The organism is Rhizobium anhuiense bv. trifolii, from assembly GCF_024346605.1.
In the GTDB taxonomy this organism is placed as follows: domain Bacteria; phylum Pseudomonadota; class Alphaproteobacteria; order Rhizobiales; family Rhizobiaceae; genus Rhizobium; species Rhizobium anhuiense.
Genome location: NZ_CP098803.1, coordinates 686253 through 711009 on the forward strand (window position 1 = coordinate 686253; position 24757 = coordinate 711009).

Below are 24757 nucleotides of genomic sequence, written 5' to 3' on the forward strand. Positions count from 1 at the left end.
TGGGTTAAACCGCAGCCTCTGCGCGTTCGGCAAACAGGCTGTTCGTTCCGGTTCCGGTGATTCGCACTTTAATAATGTCACCGATTTGCGATGCTTTTGCATCAACATTCACGGATTGAAGCCAGGGAGAACGTCCGATCAGTTGTTCCGGCATGCGACCGGGCTTTTCGAGCAACAGGTCGATCTCTTTGCCGATGCAGGATTCGGCAAATTCCTGCTGCTGCTTCAGGAGAAGCGTTTGCAGGCGTTCCAGCCGTTCTGCCTTGATCTCTTCCGGCACCTGGTCCTTCAGTTCCGCGCCGGGAGTGCCCGGCCGTGTCGAGTATTTGAACGAGAAGGCCTGTGCATAACGAACCTCCTCCACAAGCCTGAGTGTATCCTCAAAATCCTTGTCTGTCTCCCCCGGAAAGCCGGTGATGAAATCGCCAGACAGCGCGATGTCGGGCCGCACCGTGCGGATGCGCTCGATCAGCGTCAGATATTCGGCCGCCGTGTGGCGTCGGTTCATCGCTTTCAGGATGCGATCCGAGCCCGATTGCACCGGCAGGTGCAGATAGGGCATCAGCGCTCTCAAGTCGCGATGGGCGTCGATCAGCCGGTCGTCCATGTCGCGCGGATGGCTGGTGGTATAGCGCAGCCGCGCCAGGCCGGGGATCTCGGCAAGGCGGTAGAGCAGGTCGCCGAGGCTCCACGCCTCGCCACGCGGCCCGGCGCCGTGCCAGGCATTGACGTTCTGCCCGAGCAGGGTGATCTCGCGCACCCCGCCCTCAACGAGCTTTTCGGCTTCCTCGACGATCTGGGAAACCGGCCGCGATACTTCCGAGCCGCGCGTATAGGGCACGACGCAGAACGTGCAGAACTTGTCGCAGCCCTCCTGCACCGTCAGGAAAGCGGTGACGCCGCGGGCGCGGATCTTTCGGCTCTCGGGGATCGGCAGATGCTCGAACTTGTCCTCGATCGCATATTCCGTATCGACGACGCGTTGACCCTGCTTGGCCCGGCGCAGCGCCTCCGGCAGGCGGTGATAGGTCTGCGGGCCGATGACGACGTCGACGGCAGGCGCCCGGCGCAGGATCTCCTCGCCTTCGGCCTGGGCGACGCAGCCGGCAACGCCGATCATCATCTCCCGGCCATCCGCCGCCTTCTTCTTTTTCATCTCGCGCAGCCGCCCGAGCGCCGAATAGACCTTCTCGGCCGCCTTCTCTCTGATGTGACAGGTGTTGAGCAGAACGAGGTCCGCCTCTTCCATGTCTTCGGTCGGCTCATAGCCGTCGCGGGCGAGCGCATCGCTCATGCGCGTCGAATCGTAGACGTTCATCTGGCAGCCATAGGTCTTGATGAAGACCTTGCGGCTGTTGCTGCCGTCGGGGATTGCCTCCGGGGCCTGGAGAAGGGCGCTGTCCTGTGTCATGGCGCGCTATTTAGTGGTTTTTGCCGCCCGAGAAAATCGAAATCTTGTTTCAGGAGATTTCCCTCCCGCGCAGGCGGCTGTTCAGGAGGTTGCGGATGCGCAAGGCGATCGTCGCGCTCACCTCCTTGCGATTGGTCTCGGTGCGGTAATCCACCGCCTCGCCGAAGGAAACCTCGGCGTCGATGGCGCCGCATCGGACGATATCGAGGAGATGCGGCAGGAGTTCGATATCACCCGGCCAGGCGGCGAGCGGCCTGTGATAGCGGCCCATGGCGATACCGTGCACGCGGGTATAGGCAACCGCCACCGGCTGCACCACGACGGTTCCCGTTGGCGAATAGGGCACGGCCATCGCGGCGGCGCCGAACAGCGAAGACTTGACCTCCAGCAGCCGGTTGCCGTCCGAGGTCGTGCCCTCGGGGAAGAGCACGACGATCTCGCCGTCGGCCATGCGCCCGGCGATCTCGTTTGCCTGGTGACCGGTCTTGCGCCTCTCCTCGCGCACGACGAAGACGCTCTTCTGCAGCTTGGCGAGCGTGCCGAAGATCGGCCAGTCGCGCACCTCGATCTTGGCGATGAAGGCGACGTCGGCAACGGCCGACATCACCATGATATCCATCCAGGACGAATGGTTGGAACAGAGCATCAGCGGCCGGCGGTCTTCCAGCCTGCCGGTCACGCGGACGCGGATGCCGAGGCAATAGCAGACGATGCGGTGCCAGATGCGCGGGAGCCTGCGGCGCAGCCGCCAGTCGAAATAGAGCGCCAGCAGCTGCAGCGGCATCAGCACGATGCTGGCCGCGAGAATGACGACAGCGGCCAAGGCGATGCGCAGCCAGGCGATCAAATGCTGGTCTCCCGGGCTGCCATTGCTTCAGAGGTCTTCCTTCTTCAACGGAACGCCGTAGAGCTCCAGACGATGGTCGACCAGCCGGAACCCATGCTCGCGGGCAATACGCTCCTGCAGCGCCTCGATCTCGGGCGAACGGAATTCGATCACCGTGCCGGTCTTCAGGTCGATCAGGTGGTCGTGATGTTCTTCCGGCACCGTTTCGTAGCGCGAGCGCCCGTCGCGGAAATCGTGGCGGGCGATGATGCCCGCGTCCTCGAACAGTTTCACGGTGCGGTAGACGGTCGAGATCGAGATCTTCGCATCGACCTTCACCGAGCGGCGGTAGAGCTCTTCGACGTCGGGATGGTCTTCCGAGTCTTCCAGGATGCGCGCGATCACGCGGCGCTGCTCGGTCATGCGCATGCCGCGTTCGGTGCAAAGCTCCTCAAGGGTCTTGGCTACATCAGACATGGCCCGCCTTTAAAGAAATTCGTGTTTCGACAACGCCGCACGGCGTTCGCGCCGGCCTGCATGTCATCTCGCTGACAGGGAACTACCGAAGAACGCGCTTCATGACAAGCGCCGTGGAGAGGGCGCCGTTTTCCTGCTTGTAGTAACCCTGGCGCTCGCCGACTTTTTCGAAGCCGAGCTTGCGGTAGAGGCCAAGCGCTGCGGTATTGCCGTTGTCGACCTCGAGAAACATGCTCTCGCCGCCGCGGGCGCGCGCCTCGCGCATCGCCGCCTGCATCAGCCGCCAGCCAAGCCCGGCGCGGGCGACCTTCGCCTGCACGGCGATCGTCAGGATCTCCGCCTCGCCGGCGACATGGCGGGCAAGAATGAACCCCGGAAGCGGCTTTTTCAGGATGGCGTTGGTCTGGCGCGCGACGAAGCCGAACACGGTGTCCTGCATCAGCAGGCCGTGAAATTCACCGTCGCCCCAGGGCCGGGCGAAGCGCTCGCCGTGCAGGATGGCGACATCGCGGCAATCCTCGCGCTCCATGGCGATGATTTCGAATTCCGGTTTCAGCGTCAGATAGGCTTCCAGCATCGTCATACTCGTCGGGCAATCGCATACCCGGCCTGCGGCTTGGCATCGGGTCCGCGCAGATAAAGGGGCTTCGGCTTTCCGGAATCGGGGGAGGCGGCAGCACCGAGGCGCGCCACCACGGAGATCGGGAATCGGTTGGCGTGATCGCCGCCGGCATCCGCCTTCAGCAGCGGTGTTGCCGAACCGGTGATCTCGCCGTCGAAGCCGGCGGCAAAAGCCTGGGCCTCCCCAATGCTGACCGCCCGGGGGGCGTCGAGCGGAGAACCGTCGGCTGCAAAGGATTGGAGATAGATTTCGTCCCGCTTGGCGTCCATTGCCGCGAGCACCGCGCGATCAGGCGTCTTGTCGCGCTGGGCAGCGGCCATGACTTCGAGCGTGGTAACGCCGACGGCCGGCACATTGAGGGAAAGCGCAAAACCGCGGGCTGCGGCAACACCGACGCGGATACCGGTAAAGGAGCCGGGACCGATGGTGACGGCAAGCCGGTCGATATCAGAAAGGGCAAGTCCCGCCTGATCCAGCGCGCGATCGACGATACCAATCAGATGTTCAGCATGCCCCTTGCCGATCATGTCCGATGCCTCCCCCAGCATCGTATTCCTGCCGCTGTCGTAGACGCCGGCAGCGCAATCTACACCTGCCGTGTCGAGCGCCAGAATGATCATGCCATCAATTTCCGAATAAACCAGTGTCGCCTATCGATAAATTCGCCTGGCCGAACCTGAGATGAACGACAGGGACGAATTCAAGATTTTTAAGCGGCAATCACTTCCTGCACTTCCGGAACGAAATGGCGCAGCAGGTTCTGCACGCCGTGCTTCAGCGTTGCCGTCGAGGATGGGCAGCCGGCGCAAGAACCCTTCATGTTCAAATAGACCTTGCCGTCCTTGAAGCCGCGGAAGGTGATGTCGCCGCCGTCCTGGGCAACGGCCGGGCGCACGCGGGTCTCCAGAAGCTCCTTGATGGTCAGCACGATCGATTCATCGCCTTCGTCGAAGAATTCGTCGCCGGCATCGGCGTCTTCGGAGAGGATGGAGGCATCGCCCATAACCGGCTTGCCGGACATGAAGTGCTCCATGATCGAGCCCAATATAGCCGGCTTAAGATGCTGCCATTCGGCATTGTCCTTGGAGACGGATATGAAATCATAGCCGAAATAGACGCCGGTGACGCCGGGGATTTCGAACAGGCGGGCGGCGAGCGGCGACGCTTCAGCTTCTTGCGCGCTGCGGAACTCGGCCGTGCCGTTTTCCATCACCACCTTGCCCGGCAGGAACTTCTGCGTGGCGGGGTTCGGCGTGGCTTCGGTCTGAATGAACATCTGGTTCTCCATGCGGACGGCCCGTCGGCTCCGCCGTCTTTAGAATTCTTCAAAAGAAGATAAGCCCATTGCCTGAGCTAATCAAGAGACTTGTACTCAAGAAAAGCTAGCAGAGGGCGTCGATTTCCTCGTTGGTCAGCGTATCCGGCAGCACGGTGACCGGGATCGGAAAGGCGGCGGCGCGGCCGGCGACCGACGAGACCAGCGGCCCCGGGCCTTCCTTGGCCGAACCGGCGGCCAGGACCAGGATCGCCACGTCGCGGTCTTCCTCGATCACGGTATTGATCTGTTCGGCCGCACTGCCCTCACGGATGACGATCTCGGGCTCGATACCGATCGTTTCGCGCACGATCTGGGCGATCTTGGCAACGACCGCCTCGGCCTCCTCGCGCGCTTCCGCCCGCATGATCTCCTCGACTCCAAGCCATTGCTGGAAATCCCCGTCGGGGATGACGTAGAGCAGCACCAGCCCGCCATTGGAATTCTTCGCGCGCCGGCCGGCATAATGAACGGCGCGTTGGCATTCGGGTGTACCGTCGATCACCGCCATGAATTTGCGGCGATGACCTTCGAGCCGTGAGAGTCGTTTCGATACCATGGCGCGGACTCTGACACCCGAAGCGGGAAATTTGCAAGCCCAGTTTTTGCCCTGATGTCCGAGAAGAAAATCCTCTTCTCCCGCGGCGGGGAGAAGAGGAGATCTATCTCAGTAGAGGAAGCCGATGACGTCGCGCACCTGGCGCATCGTCACCTCGGCGCGTGCCCTGGCGCGCTCGCCGCCCTGGCGCAGGATCGCGTCGATATGGCTGGTGTCGTCCATCAGCCGGCGCATTTCGCCGGTGATCGGCGCCAGCACCTGGATGGCGAGGTCGACCAGCGCCGGCTTGAAGACGGAGAATTGCTGGCCGCCGAATTCGGCGAGCACATCCGCCTTCGACTTGTCGGCAAGTGCTGCATAGATCGCCACCAGATTGTCGGCTTCCGGACGGCCCTGCAGCCCGTCGACCTCGCTCGGCAAACCGTCCGGATCGGTCTTTGCCTTGCGGATCTTCTTCGAGATCGCGTCCTCGTCGTCCATCAGGTTGATGCGCGACAGGTCGGAAGGATCGGATTTCGACATTTTCTTGGTGCCGTCGCGCAGCGACATGACCCGCGGCGCCGGTCCGCCGATCAGCGGCTCGACCATCGGGAAATAGGCGTGCACCGGCTCGTTGCCGACGGTGATGTCGATGCCGTAGTCGGTCCTGCCGATATGCTCGGCATAATCGAGGTTGAACTTCATCGCGATGTCGCGGGCAAGCTCCAGATGCTGCTTCTGGTCCTCACCGACTGGCACATGGGTGGCGCGATAGACGAGAATGTCGGCCGCCATCAGGCTCGGATAGGCGTAAAGCCCGAGCGAGGCCTGCTCGCGGTCCTTGCCGGCCTTATCCTTGAACTGCGTCATGCGGTTCATCCAGCCGATGCGGGCGACGCAGTTGAAGATCCAGGCGAGTTCGGCATGCTGCGGCACGGCCGACTGGTTGAAGACGATATGTTTTTCCGGATCGATGCCGGCGGCGATGAAGGCGGCGGCGATCGAGCGCGTCTGGCTCGGCATGTCCTCATGCACGAGCTGGGCGGTGAGCGCATGCATGTCGACGACGCAATAGATGCAGTCATTGCCTTCCTGCAGCGCCACGAACCGGCGGATCGCGCCGAGATAATTGCCGAGATGCAGATTGCCGGTCGGCTGCACGCCGGAGAATACGAGTTTCTTGAATTCGCTCATGTCGTCCTCAATAGGCTGGTGGAGGGCCCACAGCGCCGCGCGTCTTTTCAGGCGCGCAAAGGACGCTGTAACAGTTCAAATTGCTGCGTTATGCGGCAGGGTTTTCACCCATGTTGCTAACGCCGCGGCTTATGCACGGCCGCCCGGTCGCAATCAAGGGGTTCAGGCCGCGTGATGCTGGATCAGATCGAAGGTGTTGCCGTAGGGATCCGCAAAGACCGCGACCGTGCCGTAGAGCTCATGGCGCGGCGCCTCCAGAAAACGCACGCCGGCGGCCAGCATCGCGGCATGGTCGCGCATGAAATCGTCGGTCTTCAGAAAGAAGCCGACACGCCCGCCCGTTTGATTGCCGATTGCCGCCCGCTGCGCCGCATTTGCCGCCTGCGCCAGCAGAAACGCCGCTCCGTCTTCGCCCTTGGGCTTCACCACCACCCAACGTTTGCCCTCTGGCTGTCGCTCATCCTGCAGGCAGTCGAAGCCGAGGGCATCGCAATAAAAGGTCTTGGCGCGGTCGTAGTCGTCGACCACGAGGGTGACGAGGAAAAGCGACTGGATCGTCATGTCTATCTCCCGATTGAGACGTTTATTCCATTTTGGATCGGAAATATCCGTTATTTTAAGCCGAATTGATCAAGCTATTTACTCACAATTGAGTATAAAATTTCACAGAAAAGCTTTTTTTGAACTGAAAATCCTCCGCCTGATGCCGGTGCCGTTGGGGTCGCCGGATAGCCGATCGGAGCGACCATGCAGAACGCAACTTTGCTCGCCATGGCAGGCCTTTTCGCCCTACAATCAGCAACGGGTGCTGTCGGTCAAGAGATCAAAAGGCACGCCGTCCATCTTCCCAAACATGAGGCGCGCACCGCCTACACAGTGCAGACCGTCAGCGTCCGGGCCGGCTGCTTTCCCGAACGGCTGCGGGCGATCTTGTCGCATATTGCCGCAAAGACCGGGCGACGCCCGGTAATAACCTCTGGCCACAGACCGCATCCCCGCCGCCATGGCTCCCTACATGGGAAATGCCTGGCGGCCGATATCAGGATGCCCGGTCTCTCGGAACGCACCATCATCGCGGCGGCAAGAAGTGCGCCCGGCATCGGCGGCATCGGCACCTATTGCAATGGCATCGTCCATGTCGACGTCGGACCGCAAAGGCGCTGGGTCGACTGCTAGAGCGCCGTGCGTCCTTTCGGACGCACAAAGGACGCTCTAACACTTTCAATCTTCGCATCGCGCTTTCCGAAAATCGATTCCGATTTTCGGGCCGATGCGCTACAGCGCGATTACGCGTCTTCTGCCGGGGCCGGCTTGCGGTTCAGATTGCGCCTTATCATGCCGAGATCCGCCCCGCCGATCAGGAAGGCGGCGGCGAAATAGACCAGCATGGCGATCGCAATCAGCAGTCCGAGGGCGCCGATCTTGGTGAGAAGCGGCGCGCCGGAGGCGAGCCACGGCGCCCAATATTGCTTGAGGAAGACGATGGCCGCCCCCATGACGGCTGCGGCGACGACCAACAGGGCGGCGCGTTTTGCCAGCGCCCATTCCCATGTCAGATGGCCGCGGCGCAACAGCGTGGTGAACAGCAGCACGGTGCTGATCCAGCCGGCGGTGGCTTCGGCAACGGCGATGCCGGGCGCGCCCATATAGGGGAAGAGGGTCAGCGCCGTGGCGCAGTTGGTGGCGACTGCGATGGCCGAAAAGCGCATCGGCGTCTTGGTGTCCTCGCGGGCATAAAACCCCGGCTGCAGCGCCTTGATCAGCACGAAGGCCGGCAGGCCGATGCCGTAAATCGCCAGGATCGCGCCGACGACGGCGGTGTTTTCCCGATGGAAGGCGCCGCGCTCATAGAGCACGCGGATGATCTCGTCGGAGAGGATCCAGAGCGCGAAGGCGGCGGGAATCGTCAGGAACAGCACGAATTCGATCGAGCGGTTCTGCAGGTTTCCAGCCTCGCGCAAATTGCCGCCCTTCAGCGCCCGGGCAAGCTCCGGCAGAAGCACGACGCCGACGGCCACACCGACGACGCCGAGCGGCAGCTGGTAGATGCGGTCGGCATATTGCAGCGCTGCGATGGCGCCGTCGCGCGAGGAGGCGATCGCCTGGCCGATCAGCTGGTTGATCTGGGTGATGCCGCCGGTCACCGCGGCCGGCACCGCCAGGATCAGCAGCCGCTTGACGTTGGGCGTCATCTTCGGGAAGCGGAAGCCGATGCTCATGCCGGCCGCAAGCACGCCGACATAGACGACGGCGAGCTGCAGCACGCCGGCGGCAAGAACGCCCCAGGAGAGATACCAGGCCGTCGCCAGCGGATCGGCGCCGGTATAGAGCGCATAAAACAGCGCCCCGATCATCACCACGTTGAGGAAAACCGGCGCGATGGCGGCGGCGAAGAAATGATGCAGCGAATTCAGCATGCCGCTCATCATCGCCGTCAGCGACATGCACATCAGATAGGGAAACATCACCGCAGCCATGCGGATGGTGATCGAGAATTTGTCGGGATCGTCGGCAAAACCCGGCGCGATGACGAAGCGCACCAAGAGCGGCATGGCAAGCTCCATCACGATGGTGATGAGCAGCAGCACCGAAAACAACACGCCGAAGACTTCTTCCGAAAAGCGCTTGGCGCCCTCCGTGCCGTTCGCCTCGATCTCCTTGGCAAAGAGCGGCACGAAGGCGGCGTTGAAAGCGCCCTCGGCAAACAGCCGGCGGAAGAGGTTCGGAAAGCGGAAGGCGGCGTAGAAGACGTCGGCCATCGGTCCGGTGCCCAGCGCCGCCGCCATCAGCGTTTCACGGGCGAAGCCGAAGATGCGGCTGCCGAGGGTGGCGCCGCCGACGGTCGCGAATTTCTTGACGAGGCTCATGCGTTGGGGCTCATGCTCATATGGGGGAACCGGCTTTCTTTTCGGCGGAAGTCGGGGTCCGGGCGGTGGCGGCCGGCGCGATGATGCCGGAAGGCATGCGCTCGCGCAGCTCGTCTTCCTCCTCGGCCATGACCGCCTTCATCCGGGCGGTGATGTTGGCGCGCTTGCTGTCGCCGGAGATTTTCTGGCCGACCAGATCGGTGACGTAGAAGGTGTCGATCACCTTCTCGCCGAAGGTGGTGATGCGGGCCGACTGGATGTCGAGCGACAGATCGGAGAGCACGGCGGTGATTTCCGACAGCAATCCCGGCCGGTCGAGGCATTCGACCTCGATGACCGTGAACTTGTTCGACAGGCTGTTGGTGATGTTGACCGACGGCGGAATGACGAAGGCCTTGCTTTTCTTGCGGTTGCGCGTGCGCGTGGCGATGACCTCGGGCAGCCGCTTGCGGCCGGAAAGCACATCCTCGATCATCCGGCCGATCGTCGCGGCCCGGCGCAGCTCGTCGGCATCGTCGGGAAATTCGCGGCTGACATGGATGGTGTCGAGCGCCCGCCCGTCCGATGTCGTGAAGATCTGCGCGTCGACGATGTTGGCGCCGGCCGCGGCACAGGCGCCCGCGATGACGGCGAGCAGCCGCGGATGGTCGGGCGACAGCACGGTGATCTCGGTGATCGCATGGAAACTGTCGGTCCGCACCGTGGTGGCGAGCGCCTGGCCCGCTTTGTCGGCCTGACGGATGAAATTCGCGTGGCGAATCTGGTCTTCCAGCGGCACGGAGAGCAGATAGGGCTGGTAGTGCAGCTTCGTATAGGTGTTGCGGTCCTTCTGGCTCCAGTCGGCAAGGGCCGCATGCAGCGCCTCGGCGGCGGCATTGGCCCGCTCCTTGCGGGAAACCTCGGAAAAGCCGCCGGCGAGCAGCAATTCAGTTTCATAATAGAGGGTGCGCAGCAGCTGGCCCTTCCAGCCGTTCCAGACGCCCGGACCGACGGCGCGGATATCGCAGATCGTCAGGATCAACAGCATCTTCAGCCGCTCGAGCGACTGCACCCGGTCGGCGAAATCGGTGATCGTCTTGCGGTCGGTGAGGTCGCGGGTCTGCGCCACCATCGACATCGTCAGATGTTCCTCGATCAGCCAGACGACGATTTCGGTCTGCTTCTGCGACAGGGCGAAGCGGGCGCAGAGTTTGCGGGCGACGCGGGCGCCGGCGATCGAATGATCCTCCTGGCGGCCCTTGGCGATGTCGTGGAGAAGAACGGCGAGATAAAGCGCCTCGCGGTCCTCGATGCCCGAGATCAGCTTGTTGGCAAGCGGATGCAGCTCCTCGGCGCGCCCCTTGTCGATCTCGGAGAGAATGTCGACGGTGCGGATCAGATGTTCGTCGACCGTATAGTGGTGATACATGTTGAACTGCATCATCGCGACGATCTTGCCGAATTCGGGGATGAAGCGGCCGAGCACGCCGGCCTCGTTCATGCGGCGCAGGATGAGCGCCGGATCGCGCTTCGACGTCAGGATCGACATGAACAGGCGGTTCGCCTCGTCGTTTTCCCGCAGGCTGTTGTCGATCAGGGCAAGCGAACGGGTGACGCGTTTCAGCGCGTCCGGATGGAATTCCAGCCCGTTGATGTCGGCGACGTGGAAGAGCCGGATGATGTTGACCGGATCGCGCTTGAAGACTTCCGGCTCGGCGAGCGTAATGCGGCCGCGGTCTTCGACGAATTCGACGCTGCCGGCGATCTTGCGGTTGCGATGGGTGAAGCGGCTGATGACGCCGGTCAGGCCGGGGATCGTCTTCGCCTGCTGGTCTTCGAGCGCGGCGCAGAGGATGCGCGTGAGATCGCCGACATCCTTGGCGACCAGGAAATAGTGCTTCATGAAGCGCTCGACGGCCGAAAGGCCCGGGCGGGTGTGGTAGCCGAAGGCTTCGGCGATCTCGCGCTGGATGTCGAAGGACAGGCGTTCCTCGGCCTTGCCGGTCAGGAAGTGCATATGGCAACGCACCGCCCAGAGAAAATCGTCGGCTTTCTCGAGCAGGCGGTATTCGTGTTTGGACAGCACGCCGAGCTTGACCAACTCCGCCTGGTCGCGCACGTGATAATAATATTTCGAGATCCAGAACAGCGTGTGCAGGTCGCGAAGCCCGCCCTTGCCTTCCTTGACATTCGGTTCGACGAGATAACGTGTGTCGCCGGCCTTGCGGTGGCGCTCGTCGCGCTCGGCAAGCTTGGCGGCGATGAATTCCGGGCCGGTGCCGGTGACGATCTCCTTGTCGAAGCGGGTCTCGAGCTCGGTTTCCAGCCGCTGCAGGCCGCAGATGTAGCGCATCTCGAGGATGGCGGTGCGGATCGTCATGTCGGATTTGGAAAGCGCGATGCATTCCTCCACCGTGCGGGTGGCGTGGCCGACCTTGAAGCCCATGTCCCAGAGCACGTAGAGCATGAACTCGACCGCCTTGTGCGTCTCTTCGGCCGGTCTCGGCAGGAAGAGGAAGAGCAGGTCGATATCCGAACCCGGCGCCAGCGTGTCGCGGCCATAGCCGCCAACGGCGGTGACCGCGAATTTGTCCTTCTGCCGCGGAAAGATATGGGCGGTGGCAAAATTGTAGAGGACGGTGATGATCTGGTCCTGCAGCCAGGAAATCCGGTAGGCGCAATTGAGCCCGCCGCCGTCGGCCAAGAGGGCGGCGCGCGCCTTCTGCCGGCCTTCCGCGCTCGCCTTTTTCAGCACCGCCAGAAGATCGGCGCGCAGGAGGTCGGGCCGGTTGCTGTTGGCCTCGGCAACGGCGTCGCACTGCTTCTGCAGCAATTCGACATCGAGGATATTGGAGAAATCGAGGTCGCGCATCGCTGTCGCCGGGGCGGTTTCCTGTTCATGCCGGACTGCCGGTTCACGGCCTGCCGCTTGTTTCGTCTGCATGCGCTATAGCCCCTTTGCCCGGCGATTGACACGGGCTTTCATACTGCAAGAACCTTTAAATTTGGCGAAATGGTGTTGGCTCGCGGCAAGAGGCGAGGGCGCTTTGACGCAAGGCGCGGGCTTTTTGCGAAAACTTCAGCCGGCGGCCCGCGCATTCAGCAAATGCAGCACCTGGCGCGTCTCGCCCATGATCTCCTCGATCGTCTGCCTGTCGCATTCGCGATAACCCGCCTTGGCGATCGCGGAGCCGAGCTCGCAGATCACGGCGCAGCAGCGGGTGATTTTCAGCATGCCGATCGGTGAGGTCCAGCCACGCGCATTGCGGTCCTTATCGGCGCGCCGCATCGTGTCGAGCATGGAGCAGATGAGCGAGAGGCGCTCGGTTTCGCGAACCAGTTTTTCCATGAACATGGCGCGCCGCTCCTATTTCAGCTTCTTCTTGAGGTCGTAAAGTGCGTCCATTGCCTCGCGCGGCGTCATATCGTCAAGGCTCATCGCCTTCAGCGCCTCCTCGACCTTGGACGAGCCGCGGGCCGTGTCCTCGCGGCGCACCGCCACCTGGAAGAGCGGCAGGTCGTCGATCAGCTGGCTCGCCGGGTTCTTGCGGTCGGCATCTTCCAGACGGGTAAGCACGTCGCGGGCCCGCGCCACGACCGAGGCCGGCAGCCCGGCAAGGCGCGCGACCTGGATGCCATAGGAGCGGTCCGCCGCCCCCGGTCCGACCTCGTGCAGGAAGATGACGTCGCCGTCCCATTCCTTGACGCGCATCGTGGCGTTCGACAGCCGGCCAAGCTTTTCCGAAAGCACGGTCAGCTCATGGAAATGCGTGGCGAAGAGGCCGCGGCAGCGATTGGCCTCATGCAGGTGTTCGACGGCCGCCCAGGCGATCGACAGGCCGTCAAAGGTGGCGGTGCCGCGGCCGATCTCGTCGAGGATGACGAGCGAACGGTCGCTCGCCTGGTTGAGGATCGCAGCCGTTTCCACCATCTCGACCATGAAGGTGGAGCGCCCGCGCGCCAGATCGTCGGAGGCGCCGACACGGGAGAAAAGCCGGTCGACGATGCCGATATGGGCTGATGTCGCCGGCACGAAGGAGCCCATCTGCGCCAGGATAGCGATCAGCGCGTTCTGGCGCAGAAAGGTCGACTTGCCGCCCATATTCGGGCCGGTCAAGAGCCAGATCGCCCCGTCCCGGTCGCCGGTCTTCGGCGACAGATCGCAATGATTGGCGACGAAGGGGCCGCCCGCCTGCCGCCGCAGCGCCTGCTCGACGACCGGATGGCGCCCGCCCTCGATGGCAAACATCTTCGAGCCGTCGACCTGCGGGCGGCAATAGGCCTGCTCCTCGGCAAGAAGCGCCAGGCCGGCGGCGACATCGATGACGGCCAGCGCCCTTGCGCCCGATTTGATCGCCTCGGCTTCCGCAACCACGGCCGCCGTCATCCTGTCGAAGGCTGCAAGTTCGATCGAAAGCGCCCGGTCGGCGGCATTGGCGATGCGGCTTTCGAGATCGGCAAGCTCGGTGGTGGTGAAGCGCATCGCGCTCGCCATTGTCTGGCGGTGGATGAAGCGCGCCTTGGCCTCCGCCGTATCGGTCATCGGCGCAGCATTGCCGGCGGTGACCTCGATGAAATAGCCGAGGATATTGTTGTGCTTGATCTTCAGCGACCGGATGCCGGTTTCCTCGGCATATTGCAATTGCAGGCCGGCGATGACCCGGCGCGACTGGTCGCGCAGCGCCCGGACCTCGTCGAGTTCGGCGCTGGCGCCGTCGCGCAGAAAACCGCCGTCGCGTTTCAACAGCGGCAATTCATCGGCAAGCGTTTCGGCAAGCAGCTTTTCCAAGGCTGCGGGAAGCGCCTGCAGCCCGGACAATGCCTGGCCGAGCTCTTCGGGCAGCATCGCCTTGTCGAGCAGGCCTGCAAGTCCCGCCGCCGCTTCCAGGCCCTGGCGGATCGCCCAGAGATCGCGCGGGCCGCCGCGGTCGAGTGCGAGGCGCGACAGCGCACGCGGCATGTCGGGCACATGTTTCAGCGTGTCGCGCAGATTGCCGCAGAACAGGGGTTCGTCGATCAGGAAACCGATCGAATCGAGCCGCGCATTGATACGGGCAGGGTCGGTCAGCGGCGACATTAGCCGCTCGGCGAGAAGCCTGGCGCCGCCGCCGGTGACGGTGCGGTCGATCGCTTTCAAGAGCGAACCATTGCGATCACCCGAAAGCGTGCGGGCAAGTTCCAGATTGGCGCGCGTGGCGGGGTCGATGAACAGCGTCGAAGCCGCACTTTCCCGCTCCGGTTTTCCAAGCGGCGGGCGCTCGGCGATCTGCGTCTTCTCGACATAGGCGACGGCAGCTGCCGCTGCCGCGAGTTCGGCGCGCGAGAAGGTGCCGAAGCCGTCGAGCGTCGCGACGCCGAAATAACGGGCAATCCGGCCCTCGGCGCTGGCGCTGTCGAAGAGCACGGAGGGCTGCGGTACGGCTGTCCGGCCGAGCACGTCGAAGACCGGCTTGAGCTCTGGATCGTGGAAGATCGTGTCGGGCAGGATGAGTTCGCGCGGATCGATGCGCAGGATATCGGCCAGCAGCCGAGAGGCTTCGGTTTCGGCAAGCCGGAAGACGCCCGTGGAAATATCGATCCAGGCAAGCGCCAGCAAGGGCTCGGCCCCGCCGCGAATGCGGGTCAGCGCCATCAGATAGTTGGACTCCGAGGGCGAAAGCAGCTTTTCCTCGGTGATCGTGCCGGGGGTGACGAGGCGGATGACGTCGCGCTTGACGACGGATTTCGCGCCGCGTTTTTTCGCTTCGGCCGGATCCTCGATCTGCTCGCAGACGGCGACGCGGAAGCCGAGCGAGATCAGCTTCTGCAGATAATCGTCGGCCGCATGCACCGGAACGCCGCACATCGGGATATCCTGGCCCATGTGCTGGCCGCGCTTCGTCAGCGTGATGCCGAGCGCGCGCGACGCTTCCAGCGCGTCCTCGAAGAACAGCTCGTAGAAATCGCCCATCCGGTAGAAGAGCAGCGAACCCGGATTGTTCGCCTTGATCTCGATATATTGCTCCATCATCGGCGTCGCCGAGGCACGGCTTTCCGCCGTGGCGAGCTCGGCAGCCGAAAAGGCTTCATTCCCTGTGTCTATTCGTGCGTTCACGGAGGTGGAGTTTTTCCCAAAAAAACAGGTGCCAACCCTATCCGCCCGCCGCTATAGATGACAACAGCATTTGAGGAAGAGCAAAGCGTCGCCCACAGGACGTTGGAGGATTTATGCCCGATATCGATAAGAAGGACCGGCCGGTGACCTCTGTTACCGACCAGGAGGCGCTCGAATTTCACGCCATGGGCCGGCCCGGCAAGCTGGAGATCAACCCGACCAAGCCGATGGCGACGCAACGCGATCTCTCGCTGGCCTATTCGCCGGGTGTTGCCGTGCCGGTGAAGGCGATCGCCGCCGATCCGCAGACGGCCTATGATTACACGGCGCGCGGCAATATGGTCGCCGTCATATCCAACGGCACGGCAATCCTCGGTCTCGGCAATCTCGGCGCGCTGGCTTCCAAGCCCGTCATGGAAGGCAAGGCGGTGCTCTTCAAGCGCTTCGCCGACGTCGATTCCATCGACCTCGAGATCGATACGGAAAATGTCGACGAGTTCATCAACTGCGTGCGCTTCCTCGGTCCTTCCTTCGGCGGCATCAACCTCGAGGATATCAAGGCACCGGATTGTTTCGTCATCGAAAGCCGGCTGCGCGAGCTGATGGACATTCCCGTCTTCCATGACGACCAGCATGGAACGGCCATCATCGCCGCTGCCGGCCTGATCAACGCGCTGGAGCTGACCGGCCGCGACCTGAAGACGACAAAGCTCGTCTGCAATGGTGCCGGTGCTGCGGCGATCGCCTGCGTCGAACTCATCAAGGCGATGGGGTTTGCCCCTGACAATGTCATCCTCTGCGACACCAAGGGCGTCATCTACCAGGGTCGCACCGAGGGTATGAACCAGTGGAAATCGGCGCATGCGGCAAAGACCGACGCACGCACGCTGGAAGAGGCGATGCAGGGCGCGGACGTCGTTTTCGGCCTGTCGCAGAAAGGTGCGTTTTCGGCCGAGATGATCCGCTCGATGGCCGAGCGGCCGATCATCTTCGCCATGGCCAATCCCGATCCCGAGATCACGCCGGAAGAGGTCGCCCGCATCCGCGACGACGCCATCATGGCGACGGGCCGGTCGGACTATCCGAACCAGGTCAACAACGTCCTCGGCTTTCCCTATATCTTCCGCGGCGCTCTCGATGTCCGTGCCTCGACAATCAACGATGCGATGAAGATCGCCGCTGTCAATGCGCTGGCAAACCTGGCCCGCGAGGACGTGCCCGATGACGTTGTCGCCGCCTATCAGGGCAACCGGCCGCGTTTCGGGTCGCAATACATCATTCCCGTTCCCTTCGATCCCCGCCTGATCTCGGCGATCCCGGTGGCAGTCGCGCAGGCTGCGATCGAAAGCGGCGTCGCCCGCAAGGTCATCACCGACATGGCGGGTTATGCCCGCGAGCTGTCGGCACGCCGCGATCCGATCGCCTCGACGCTCGCCAGCCTCTACGAGCGTGTCCGCCGCCGCCCGAAGCGGATCGTCTTTGCCGAGGCCGAGGAAGAACAGGTCCTGCGCGCAGCTCTTTCCTATGCCAACCAGCAGCTCGGCACCGCCATCCTGCTCGGCCGTGAGGATCTGATCCGGGCGACGGCGGAACGCGCCGGCATCGATCTCAACCGGCCCGGCCTCGAGATCGTCAATGCCCGTATCTCCACCCGCATTGAGGCCTATGTCGATTATCTCTATGCGAGGCTGCAGCGGCACGGTTATCTCTATCGCGATGCCCAGCGGTTGATCCACAACGACCGCAACCACTTCGCCGCCACCATGGTGGCGCTCGGCGACGCCGACGGCATGGTGACGGGCATCACCCGCAATTATTCGACGGCGCTCGAGGATGTACGCCGCTGCATCGACGAGAAGCCCGGCCACCGCATCATCGGCGTGTCGCTGGCGCTCTGCCGCGGCCGCACGGTCTTCGTGGCCGATACGGCGGTGCACGACATGCCGACGGCCGAGCAGCTTGCCGATATTGCCGAGGAGGCCGCGGGTCTGGCGCGGCGCATGGGTTATTCGCCACGCGTCGCCCTGCTTGCCTATTCCACCTTCGGCCATCCCTCGGGCGAACGCTCCGAGCGGGTGCGCGAGGCTGTGAAGATCCTCGACAAGCGTCGCGTCGATTTCGAATATGACGGCGAGATGGCGGCCGACGTCGCTCTGAACCGCAAGGTGATGGAGCAATATCCTTTCTGCCGCCTGTCCGGCCCGGCCAACGTGCTCGTCATGCCGGCTTTCCACTCGGCCTCGATCTCGACCAAGATGCTGCAAGAACTTGGCGGCTCCACGGTGATCGGTCCGATCCTCGTCGGCGTCGACAAGCCGGTGCAGATCACCGCGATGGGCGCCAAGGATTCCGACATCGTCAACATGGCGGCGATCGCCGCCTATGGGGCGGGTTCGTAAACGCGCCTCTTGCGACATATGAGACGGCATTCCGTGCCCGGCCGACTGCCCGTCGGCCGGGCACAAGTTTTCGTGGCAGCTGATGAAGTCTGCTCTTCCGATAAGTCATACTTTTGATACAATAGGCCTGTAGGGGGCGGCATAATTTGCCCGCAGGGACATTGAAAGACCGCGGGCAATCGATGCGGTTTTGCAGCTCAGTTGTTTGATATCAGCCGGTTGGTGTCCCATGCCAGAAAACGCATCCGCCAATTTCATCGCCCGATTTCAGGGGGCAACCTTCGACGATATGGTCGAGGCTCTGACCAGGGGGTTCGGTTCGTTCGATGCATGGCGCAATGGTCGGGAGAAACCGCTCGACTGGAAGGTTGGCTTCTGGGGTGATGAAAGATTGTCGCTGGTCAGCAACCAGGATTCCGGCGGCTGGGGTGCAAGAACGGCCCATGGAACGCCGGAAACGCTGGCAATCATCATGCCGCGGAGGGGCGCTCTGGATGTAACGCTGGGTCGGAACGTGATCCAAGGGACACCTGGGCGGCTCTTGTTGATGAACAATCTCGAGCCGGAACGGGTTTCCGTACGGGCAGCGCCTCACCGGTCGGATACACTGAGCCTGAACTGGACGATCATCGCTCAAACCGTCGCCTCCATACTGGAGACACCCCTGACCGGGCCAATGGACCTGGCGCCGCTCGTCGATCTTTCCACCGCAGCCGGACAGTTGATCGGCAGCCTCGCCCAAACGATCATCATCGGCATGCGCAACAATGGGCCGCTCCTTCACTCGCCAATCGCCATGTTGAACCTGACCCAGGGGTTTGCCGATCTGTTGGTGCGCTCGGTTCCTCATCGGCTCTCGCACCTTCTCGACAGGAAAATCCACCTGATCGCACCCCGGCATGTCCGTCGGGCAGTTGAATTCATGCATGGGAACATCGCACAGCCGTTGACGATGCAGAGCGTCGCGGAGGCGGCCGGCATTTCTATTCGCGCGCTTGAAAGCGGTTTTCGTGCCTTCAAGGGAACCACACCGGCTGCCTACCTCAGGACGATCCGCTTGCAGGCGGTGCGAGAGGATCTGCGCGATCCTTCAAACCGGCAGCCATTGCGGGACATCTGCTTGAAGTGGGGATTCTTTCACTTTGGCCGCTTTGCGGCAACCTATCGGGCGGCCTATGGAGAGAACCCGTCGGACACCAGAAGGCGAGCCGATCTGTGACGGACGATCGTCACTCGAAGTAGACCAAGTTAGCTCGCGAAGCGGCCGGCGTCGGCGCCGTAATAATTCAGGTAGCGGTCGGAAATGCTGGCGATCGGCAGCACGATCAGCACGTCGGTCGTGTTGAAGGCATGGTCGATGACCGCGCTGGAGCCGACCATGGCGCCGAGGCGCAGATAGCCCTTGATCAGCGGCGGCAGGGCCATCAGCGCCCGCTTCGGGTTGATGGCTTCGACCGGCATCAGGTCCATGTTGCGGGCGAGGTCCGGTAGGGCGCCGACGGCCCATTCGTTCTTCGCCAGCACATTGTGGTAGAGGAAGGACAGTGCCAGCGCATGGCTTTCCAGATAGACGCCGGGGAAGGAAGCGCAGCCGAACATGGCGCTCACGCCGTGCTTCAGCGCATAGGCCCAGTTGCCCTGCCACAGAAGTTCGACGGTGCGCTTGGTGCGGTATTCCGGCAGCACGCAGGAACGGCCGAGTTCCATGAAGCGCTTATCCGGATGTTTGGCAATGAGGCCCTCGATCTCGAATTCGGAAGCCGAGTAAAAACCGCCATTGGCGATGGCGACATCCTGGCGCAACAGCCGGTAGGTGCCGACGATCTGGTCTTCCGGGTCGCCCTCGATTGCACGGTCGAGAACGAGAAGATGGTCGCAGAAAGCGTCATAGGCGTCGACGTCGCGCTGGCGGCGCATGGCCTCCAGCGGCAGCTGCGCCTTCATTTCGTCGACGAAGACGCGGTAGCGCACAGCCTGGGCGGCATCGATCTCGCGTGCCGTGCGGGCCAGGCGGGTTTCCAGATTGCCGATGCGGCCGAGAATGTCGCCGTCCTTCTGCACAGCAGCCGTCGAAGGCCGCGCAGCCTCCGCCGTGGTGTCACGATTCAGGATGTCGATGGCGGACATGGCGATTCTCCCGTTGCCGGCTTATCGACGCCATAAAACACTTCTATACGACAGGAAAGTGACATTTTGAATTTCCCAAACGCAAGGAGCGTACCGGTTTCGACGCGCCTTACCGCGCCTCAGCGCGGCGGGCGGAAAGTGCGGCGACCGCCTGAACTTCGGTCAGCAGCCGCACCGGGTCGACCGGCTTAACCATGACGCGGTTGGCGCCGTTGAGCAAGACCTGCCGGCGTGATTCGTCGCTCTTGTCGGCGGTGAGAACGATCACCGGCACCGGGGCAAGATCGAGCCGTCTTTCATGGCCGCGCAGGCGCCCCAGCATGTCGATGCCGTTCCCGCCCGGCATCGACAGGTCGCTGATGATGATGTCGGGCCGGGCATTCGCTTCGCAGAGCGCATAGTCGAGCAGCGACTCGAAATCCTCGACATGGCGCACCTTGTGCCCGCCCTTTTCCAGGACGACGCGCACCAGCATGGCATTGATCGGATCATCCTCGCCGAGCAGGATGCTGAGCCCGCTCGCCGCAACCAGCGTCTCCGTCACCGAAAGGCCGAAGCCCGGCTGGTTGTCGTTCAGCGCGTCGCGTTTCTCCATGCCGCGCATGCGCCCGCGCAGCACGTCGATCAGCGACTGCTCGCGCAGCGGCCGGATCAGCCAGGCGTCGAAGAGGTCGAGCGGATGGGCGCTGCGCTCTTCCGGATTGACGAGCAGGACCTTGCGCAGGCCAAGAGCGGCGATGTCGGCGCGGTCGGCAAGATGGGCGGAAAATTCCGCCGACATCCGGTGGTCGATGATGATATCCGTCGGCCGCTTTCCGCTCTTTGCCAAGCCGAGCAGCGTTGCCCGCGCCGTTTCGCCGTCGCCGACGAGATGGCAGAAGCCACCGAGTGTGCTGATCGTCTCGGCAATGGCGGTGCGGGCCGCACCTGCCGGCGCCAGCAGCACGACGCTGTTGCCGGCAAGCAGCGTGTTTCGCCGGTCGGGGCGCTCGCTGCCGATGTCGACGGGGAAGCGGATGGTGAATTCGCTGCCTCTGCCCTTTTCGCTGGCAACCGTCAGCGCGCCGTTGAATTCGCGCATGATGCGAGCGGAGATGGCAAGGCCGAGCCCGGTGCCGCTGCTCTTGTCGGCAAAGGTCCCGCCCTGCTCGAATTCGCCGAAGACGCGCGCCTGTTCCTCGGCCGTCATGCCGGGACCGCTGTCGGTCACGGTGATCAGCAGATCGCCGGCGTCGAGCGACACGCGGATGAAAACGCCGCCGAGCTGGGTGAATTTCACGGCATTGCCGATGACGTTGAAGAGAACCTGGCGCAGCCGCGCCGGATCGAAGCTCATATTCTCCGGCACGTCGGACGATACGGTGGCGCCGATCTCGATACCCTTTTCATGCGCCCGGTGGGCGAGCATCTCGACGACGCTTTCCAGAAGCTTGCGCAGCGATTCCGAGCGCGGGTGCAGCGCGAAGCGGCCGACTTCGATGGTGGAGAAATCGAGCAGGTCCTCGACCAGCTGGGTCAGCGCGTGGCCAGACTGGCGGATGTTCGCCAGATAGTCCTGCTGCTCCTGCGTCAGCCGCGTCTCGGCGATCAGATGCGTCATGCCGAGAATGCCGGAAAGCGGGGTGCGCACCTCATGGCTGACGGTGGCAAGCAGCCTGGATTTGGCGGCGCTGTTATATTCGGCCTTCTGCCGCGCCTCCTCGCGGCCCTGCGCGATCAGCCGCTCATCGGTGACGTCGCGGGCAACGCTCTGCAGCAGCAGGCGACCGTTTGCCGGGTCGCGGGTGACGACGTCGCGCCACAGGAAGATGCGCTGGCCCTCCGGCGTCGAGATCTCGACGTCGTAGCAGTGCGGTATCGGGCCGGGGCGGAAGGCAAGCCCGATCTCCTCGCAGGTTTTGCCCTCCGGACGCAGCCGCCCGGTCAGGCGCCGAAACGTGTCGTTGGCGGAGATGATGCGCCGGTCCATGGTGCGGCCGAGGGTGATGTCGCCGAGCACGTCGTGGACGTCGGCAAACAGCTTTGCGCCATCGTTCGAATCCGGCGTGGATTTGCCGTTGCGCTGCCCGGCCGTGCGCGACCGTACCATCAGCAGGGCGTAACTGGCGATGACGGCAAGGCCAAGAACGACGAGACCGCCCGAAAGCAGCAGCGGATCGCCGGCATGGGCAAGCAGCATCAGGATCGTTGCGGCAAGCAGGCCGGCGCCGCCCAGCCAGTAGAACAGCAGGCGCCGCGTCGCGGCAGGCCCGTTCTGGCGGTCTTCGGTTCCCCGGGGTGCCGATGCTTTCGGTCGTGAAAAGATGGCCCCGATCCGCTCTTCATGCGGCTTGGCGGCGGGTCCACCGAAGGCGGCGGACAATCTTTCGTGCAACTGTCCCAGGTTGTGCATGGTACCTGGATAACATGAGGCCTCTTCCGAATGCCTTCAGGAATTCGATAAGATTTTAGCGGCCGGTCTTTTTCGGCAGCAGCAACTCGTCGAGAATGACACAACCGGCGCCGATGGTGATGAAACTGTCGGCGAGATTGAACACCGCGAAGGACCAGCTTTCGGTGTAAAAAAGAATGTAATCGATCACATGCCCATAGGCGAAGCGGTCGACGAGATTGCCGATTGCCCCGGCGATGATCAGCGCATAACCGAGATGGGCGAGCCAGCGGTCCTTCGCCGTGCGGTACCACAGCCAGATGACGAAGGCGACGATGACGAGCCGCATGCCGACGATGAACCAGCCGTCCATGCCCGACAGCATCGAAAAGGCGACGCCGAGATTGTAGGTGCGGTAGAGCGCCAGCATCGGAACGACCGGCACGACCTCCTGCAGCGGCAGGTAGTGATCGACGGCGATCTTGACGATCTGGTCGATAAGAACGGCGACGACGATGAAGAAAAGAATCGGCGCCGGGCGTGAAAACAGCGCGGGGCGTGCAAGCGTCTGTTCGGTCATTTGCCCTCGGCAAGTGAGAGGAGATGGCGGCGCGCCTCGAAAAGCATGACGGCGGTGGCGACGGCGAGGTTCAGGGAATCGGCGCGGCCCTGCTGCGGAATGCGGGCAAGCGCATCGGCTTCGCTCGCCAGCTGGTCCGGCAGGCCGGATTGTTCATTGCCCATCAGGAGCACGACGGGCTTTTTCCGGTAGTCGATCGTGCGGTAATCGACCGCGCCGGCCAGATGCGTCGCGACGATGGAAACGCCGGCCGATTTCCGCCAGGCGATGAATTCCTCGGGGGTCGCCCGCGCAACCGGAACGGCAAAGACCGAGCCCATGGTGGCCCGCACCGTTTCGAGCGAGAAGGGATCGGTCGTTTCTCCCAGCAGAATGATGCCGGAAGCACCGGCCGCATCCGCTGTCCGGATGATCGTGCCGAGATTGCCGGGGTCGCGCACCCGGTCGAGCGCCACCCAGGTCTCGCCATCCCTTGGCCGAATATCCCGCAGCGGCTTCCAGCGCTGCTCGAAAATGCCGACGACCATTTGCGGATTGTCGCGGCGGGTGATCGAGGCGATCACCTTTTCGCTGACTTCGAGCACCAGCCCGCCCGAGGCGACGGTCCTGGCCGCCATCTGCTCGACCAGCGGCTTGCCCTTGGCGGCCTTGGCATAGACCAGCGTGCGGATCGTCCAGCCGAGTTCGATCGCATCGATGACGAGCTTCAGTCCTTCGGCGAGGAAAGTACCGCTTTCCTCGCGCGACTTCTTGTTCGTCAGCGCCTTGATGTCCTTGATGATCGGATTGGCGAGCGAGGTGACTTCCTTCACTTGTCCGACCCTGCGCGGTCCCTGATCGTGGAAGTCCTTGCTCATTTCGGCACCCAGCGGGAAAAGAGGGAAGTGGAAAGGGCGCGGCCCTCAGTCTTGCCGTCAGTGCCGGCTTCGCGAATCACCAGCTCGCCGGATTCGACCACGCCGCCGGCGCCGCGCATCGTCTCGCGCATCAGCTCGTGGATCGAATAGAAGCTGGCGCGGATCGAATAGGCCGTCAGCACCAGGCCCACCGCCTTCGGCGACAGGATTTCGCGGCAGATGTCGAGCATCAATGGCAGATGCTCGAACAGATGCCAGACCTCGCCATTCGGGCCGCGGCCGAATTTCGGCGGATCGGTGAGGATGATGTCGTATTGGCTGCCGCGGCGTTCCTCGCGCAGGATGAATTTCATCGCATCCTCGCAGATCCAGCGGATCGGCAGCTTCTCCATCCGCCCGAGCGCCTGGTTTTCGCGCGCCCAGCCGATCGCCTTCTTCGAGGCGTCGACATGGGTGACCTCGGCGCCGGCGGCGGCGGCAACCAGCGAGGCGACGCCGGTATAACCGAAGAGATTCAGCACCTTCAACGGCCGGCCCGCCTTTTCGACCTGCTCCTTCATCCAGCTCCAGTGCACGATCTGCTCGGGGAAGACGCCGACATGACGGAAGGAGGTGAAGCGGCCGAGAAAATCGACGCCGAGCAGATTGAGCGGCCAGGTCTCGCCGAGCGCTTCTTTCGGAAAGCGCCAGCGGCCGGTGCCTTCCTCGTCGGTATCGCCGGTGAAGACGGCATCGACCTTTTCCCAGACATGGGCCGGCAACGATGGCCGCCACAGCGCTTGGGCCTCGGGACGGATGATGCGGTAAGGGCCGTATTGCTCCAGCTTTTCGCCATTGCCGCTGTCGATCAGGTGAAAGTCGCCGGCGCCGAGCGATTCGAGGATGACAGGCACGCGCTCAGCCGGACGCTCGCCGCTGCGCGTCATCAGGGGGCGCATGACGGCAGCCTGCGCGGCAGCCTCGCGGGTCGCCGGTGGCCGCGCGACCGGCTTTGCCGGCCGGCCGGCCCGATCGTCCCTGCGGCTTTCACCGGAGGGACCGGATGTCTTCTTCTGGCCCGGCCGGCGTTCTCTTTGTTTCAACGTGCTCTTCCGCGTCTC

21 protein-coding genes are annotated in these 24757 nt (G+C 63.3%); 3 read left to right on the plus strand and 18 right to left on the minus strand.

Going from position 1 to position 24757, the window contains the following annotated elements:
• Positions 1-4: 4 nt before the first annotated feature.
• The 9 genes from miaB to NE851_RS11990 form a co-directional block, all read right to left on the minus strand.
• Positions 5-1411: a tRNA (N6-isopentenyl adenosine(37)-C2)-methylthiotransferase MiaB gene (gene miaB, locus NE851_RS11950; RefSeq protein ID WP_047617196.1), complete on the minus strand. Its 1407-nt coding sequence runs from the start codon at positions 1409-1411 to the stop codon at positions 5-7.
• A gap of 49 nt (positions 1412-1460) precedes the next feature.
• Complete coding sequence (gene olsA / locus NE851_RS11955; RefSeq protein WP_047617195.1) at positions 1461-2258, minus strand: lyso-ornithine lipid O-acyltransferase; 798 nt, start codon at positions 2256-2258, stop codon at positions 1461-1463.
• A gap of 27 nt (positions 2259-2285) precedes the next feature.
• Entirely contained in the window at positions 2286-2714 is a 429-nt protein-coding gene (locus tag NE851_RS11960; protein ID WP_007633774.1) for a Fur family transcriptional regulator, read from the minus strand.
• Positions 2715-2796: 82 nt separating this feature from the next.
• Positions 2797-3297: a GNAT family N-acetyltransferase gene (locus NE851_RS11965; protein WP_174824480.1), complete on the minus strand. Its 501-nt coding sequence runs from the start codon at positions 3295-3297 to the stop codon at positions 2797-2799.
• Complete coding sequence (gene tsaB / locus NE851_RS11970) at positions 3294-3956, minus strand: tRNA (adenosine(37)-N6)-threonylcarbamoyltransferase complex dimerization subunit type 1 TsaB (RefSeq protein ID WP_063474773.1); 663 nt, start codon at positions 3954-3956, stop codon at positions 3294-3296. The genes NE851_RS11965 and tsaB overlap by 4 nt, the downstream gene beginning before the upstream one ends.
• 89 nt (positions 3957-4045) lie before the next feature.
• Complete coding sequence (locus NE851_RS11975) at positions 4046-4612, minus strand: NifU family protein (RefSeq protein WP_028755485.1); 567 nt, start codon at positions 4610-4612, stop codon at positions 4046-4048.
• Positions 4613-4718: 106 nt separating this feature from the next.
• Complete coding sequence (locus tag NE851_RS11980; RefSeq protein ID WP_028755484.1) at positions 4719-5210, minus strand: universal stress protein; 492 nt, start codon at positions 5208-5210, stop codon at positions 4719-4721.
• A gap of 108 nt (positions 5211-5318) precedes the next feature.
• Positions 5319-6383 carry a tryptophan--tRNA ligase gene (gene trpS, locus NE851_RS11985; RefSeq protein WP_028755483.1) on the minus strand — a complete coding sequence of 355 codons (1065 nt, stop codon included), beginning with the start codon at positions 6381-6383 and terminating at the stop codon, positions 5319-5321.
• Between the two features lie 162 nt (positions 6384-6545).
• Positions 6546-6944, minus strand: coding sequence for a VOC family protein (locus NE851_RS11990; RefSeq protein ID WP_028755482.1), 399 nt, complete (start codon positions 6942-6944; stop codon positions 6546-6548).
• A 186-nt stretch (positions 6945-7130) separates the two neighbouring features.
• On the opposite strand from NE851_RS11990, the gene NE851_RS11995 reads away from it, so the two are divergent.
• Positions 7131-7559 (plus strand): YcbK family protein, encoded by a 429-nt coding sequence (locus NE851_RS11995; RefSeq protein WP_047617189.1) that lies wholly within the window; start codon positions 7131-7133, stop codon positions 7557-7559.
• A gap of 110 nt (positions 7560-7669) precedes the next feature.
• Here NE851_RS11995 and murJ read toward each other — a convergent pair whose 3' ends face one another.
• The 4 genes from murJ to mutS all read right to left on the minus strand — a co-directional run bounded on the left by murJ (position 7670) and on the right by mutS (position 15323).
• Entirely contained in the window at positions 7670-9250 is a 1581-nt protein-coding gene (gene murJ, locus NE851_RS12000) for a murein biosynthesis integral membrane protein MurJ (RefSeq protein WP_254960598.1), read from the minus strand.
• A 16-nt stretch (positions 9251-9266) separates the two neighbouring features.
• Complete coding sequence (locus NE851_RS12005) at positions 9267-12173, minus strand: [protein-PII] uridylyltransferase (protein ID WP_254960600.1); 2907 nt, start codon at positions 12171-12173, stop codon at positions 9267-9269.
• Between the two features lie 135 nt (positions 12174-12308).
• A complete protein-coding gene (locus tag NE851_RS12010) occupies positions 12309-12584 on the minus strand; it encodes a hypothetical protein (RefSeq protein ID WP_047617185.1) in 276 nt (91 codons plus the stop codon).
• Between the two features lie 12 nt (positions 12585-12596).
• Positions 12597-15323, minus strand: coding sequence for a DNA mismatch repair protein MutS (gene mutS, locus NE851_RS12015; RefSeq protein WP_254960603.1), 2727 nt, complete (start codon positions 15321-15323; stop codon positions 12597-12599).
• Between the two features lie 113 nt (positions 15324-15436).
• Here mutS and NE851_RS12020 point away from each other — a divergent pair, with 113 nt between their 5' ends.
• A complete protein-coding gene (locus NE851_RS12020) occupies positions 15437-17722 on the plus strand; it encodes an NADP-dependent malic enzyme (RefSeq protein ID WP_028755476.1) in 2286 nt (761 codons plus the stop codon).
• 229 nt (positions 17723-17951) lie between these two features.
• The gene (locus NE851_RS12025; protein WP_254960605.1) at positions 17952-18941 is read left to right on the plus strand and encodes a helix-turn-helix transcriptional regulator; all 990 of its coding nucleotides are present in this window, start codon (positions 17952-17954) and stop codon (positions 18939-18941) included.
• A gap of 29 nt (positions 18942-18970) precedes the next feature.
• On the opposite strand, the gene olsB is transcribed toward NE851_RS12025, so the two are convergent.
• The 5 genes from olsB to NE851_RS12050 all read right to left on the minus strand — a co-directional run bounded on the left by olsB (position 18971) and on the right by NE851_RS12050 (position 24739).
• On the minus strand, positions 18971-19849 hold the full coding sequence (gene olsB / locus NE851_RS12030; RefSeq protein ID WP_097543230.1) for a l-ornithine N(alpha)-acyltransferase: 879 nt from the start codon (positions 19847-19849) through the stop codon (positions 18971-18973).
• Between the two features lie 109 nt (positions 19850-19958).
• Positions 19959-22241 (minus strand): PAS domain-containing hybrid sensor histidine kinase/response regulator, encoded by a 2283-nt coding sequence (locus tag NE851_RS12035; protein ID WP_254960606.1) that lies wholly within the window; start codon positions 22239-22241, stop codon positions 19959-19961.
• Between the two features lie 55 nt (positions 22242-22296).
• Positions 22297-22800 carry a signal peptidase II gene (gene lspA, locus NE851_RS12040; RefSeq protein ID WP_028755472.1) on the minus strand — a complete coding sequence of 168 codons (504 nt, stop codon included), beginning with the start codon at positions 22798-22800 and terminating at the stop codon, positions 22297-22299.
• Positions 22797-23657, minus strand: coding sequence for a TrmH family RNA methyltransferase (locus NE851_RS12045; RefSeq protein WP_254960607.1), 861 nt, complete (start codon positions 23655-23657; stop codon positions 22797-22799). Before NE851_RS12045 ends, lspA begins: the two co-directional genes overlap by 4 nt.
• Entirely contained in the window at positions 23654-24739 is a 1086-nt protein-coding gene (locus NE851_RS12050) for a class I SAM-dependent methyltransferase (protein WP_254960608.1), read from the minus strand. Before NE851_RS12050 ends, NE851_RS12045 begins: the two co-directional genes overlap by 4 nt.
• Positions 24740-24757 lie beyond the last annotated feature (18 nt).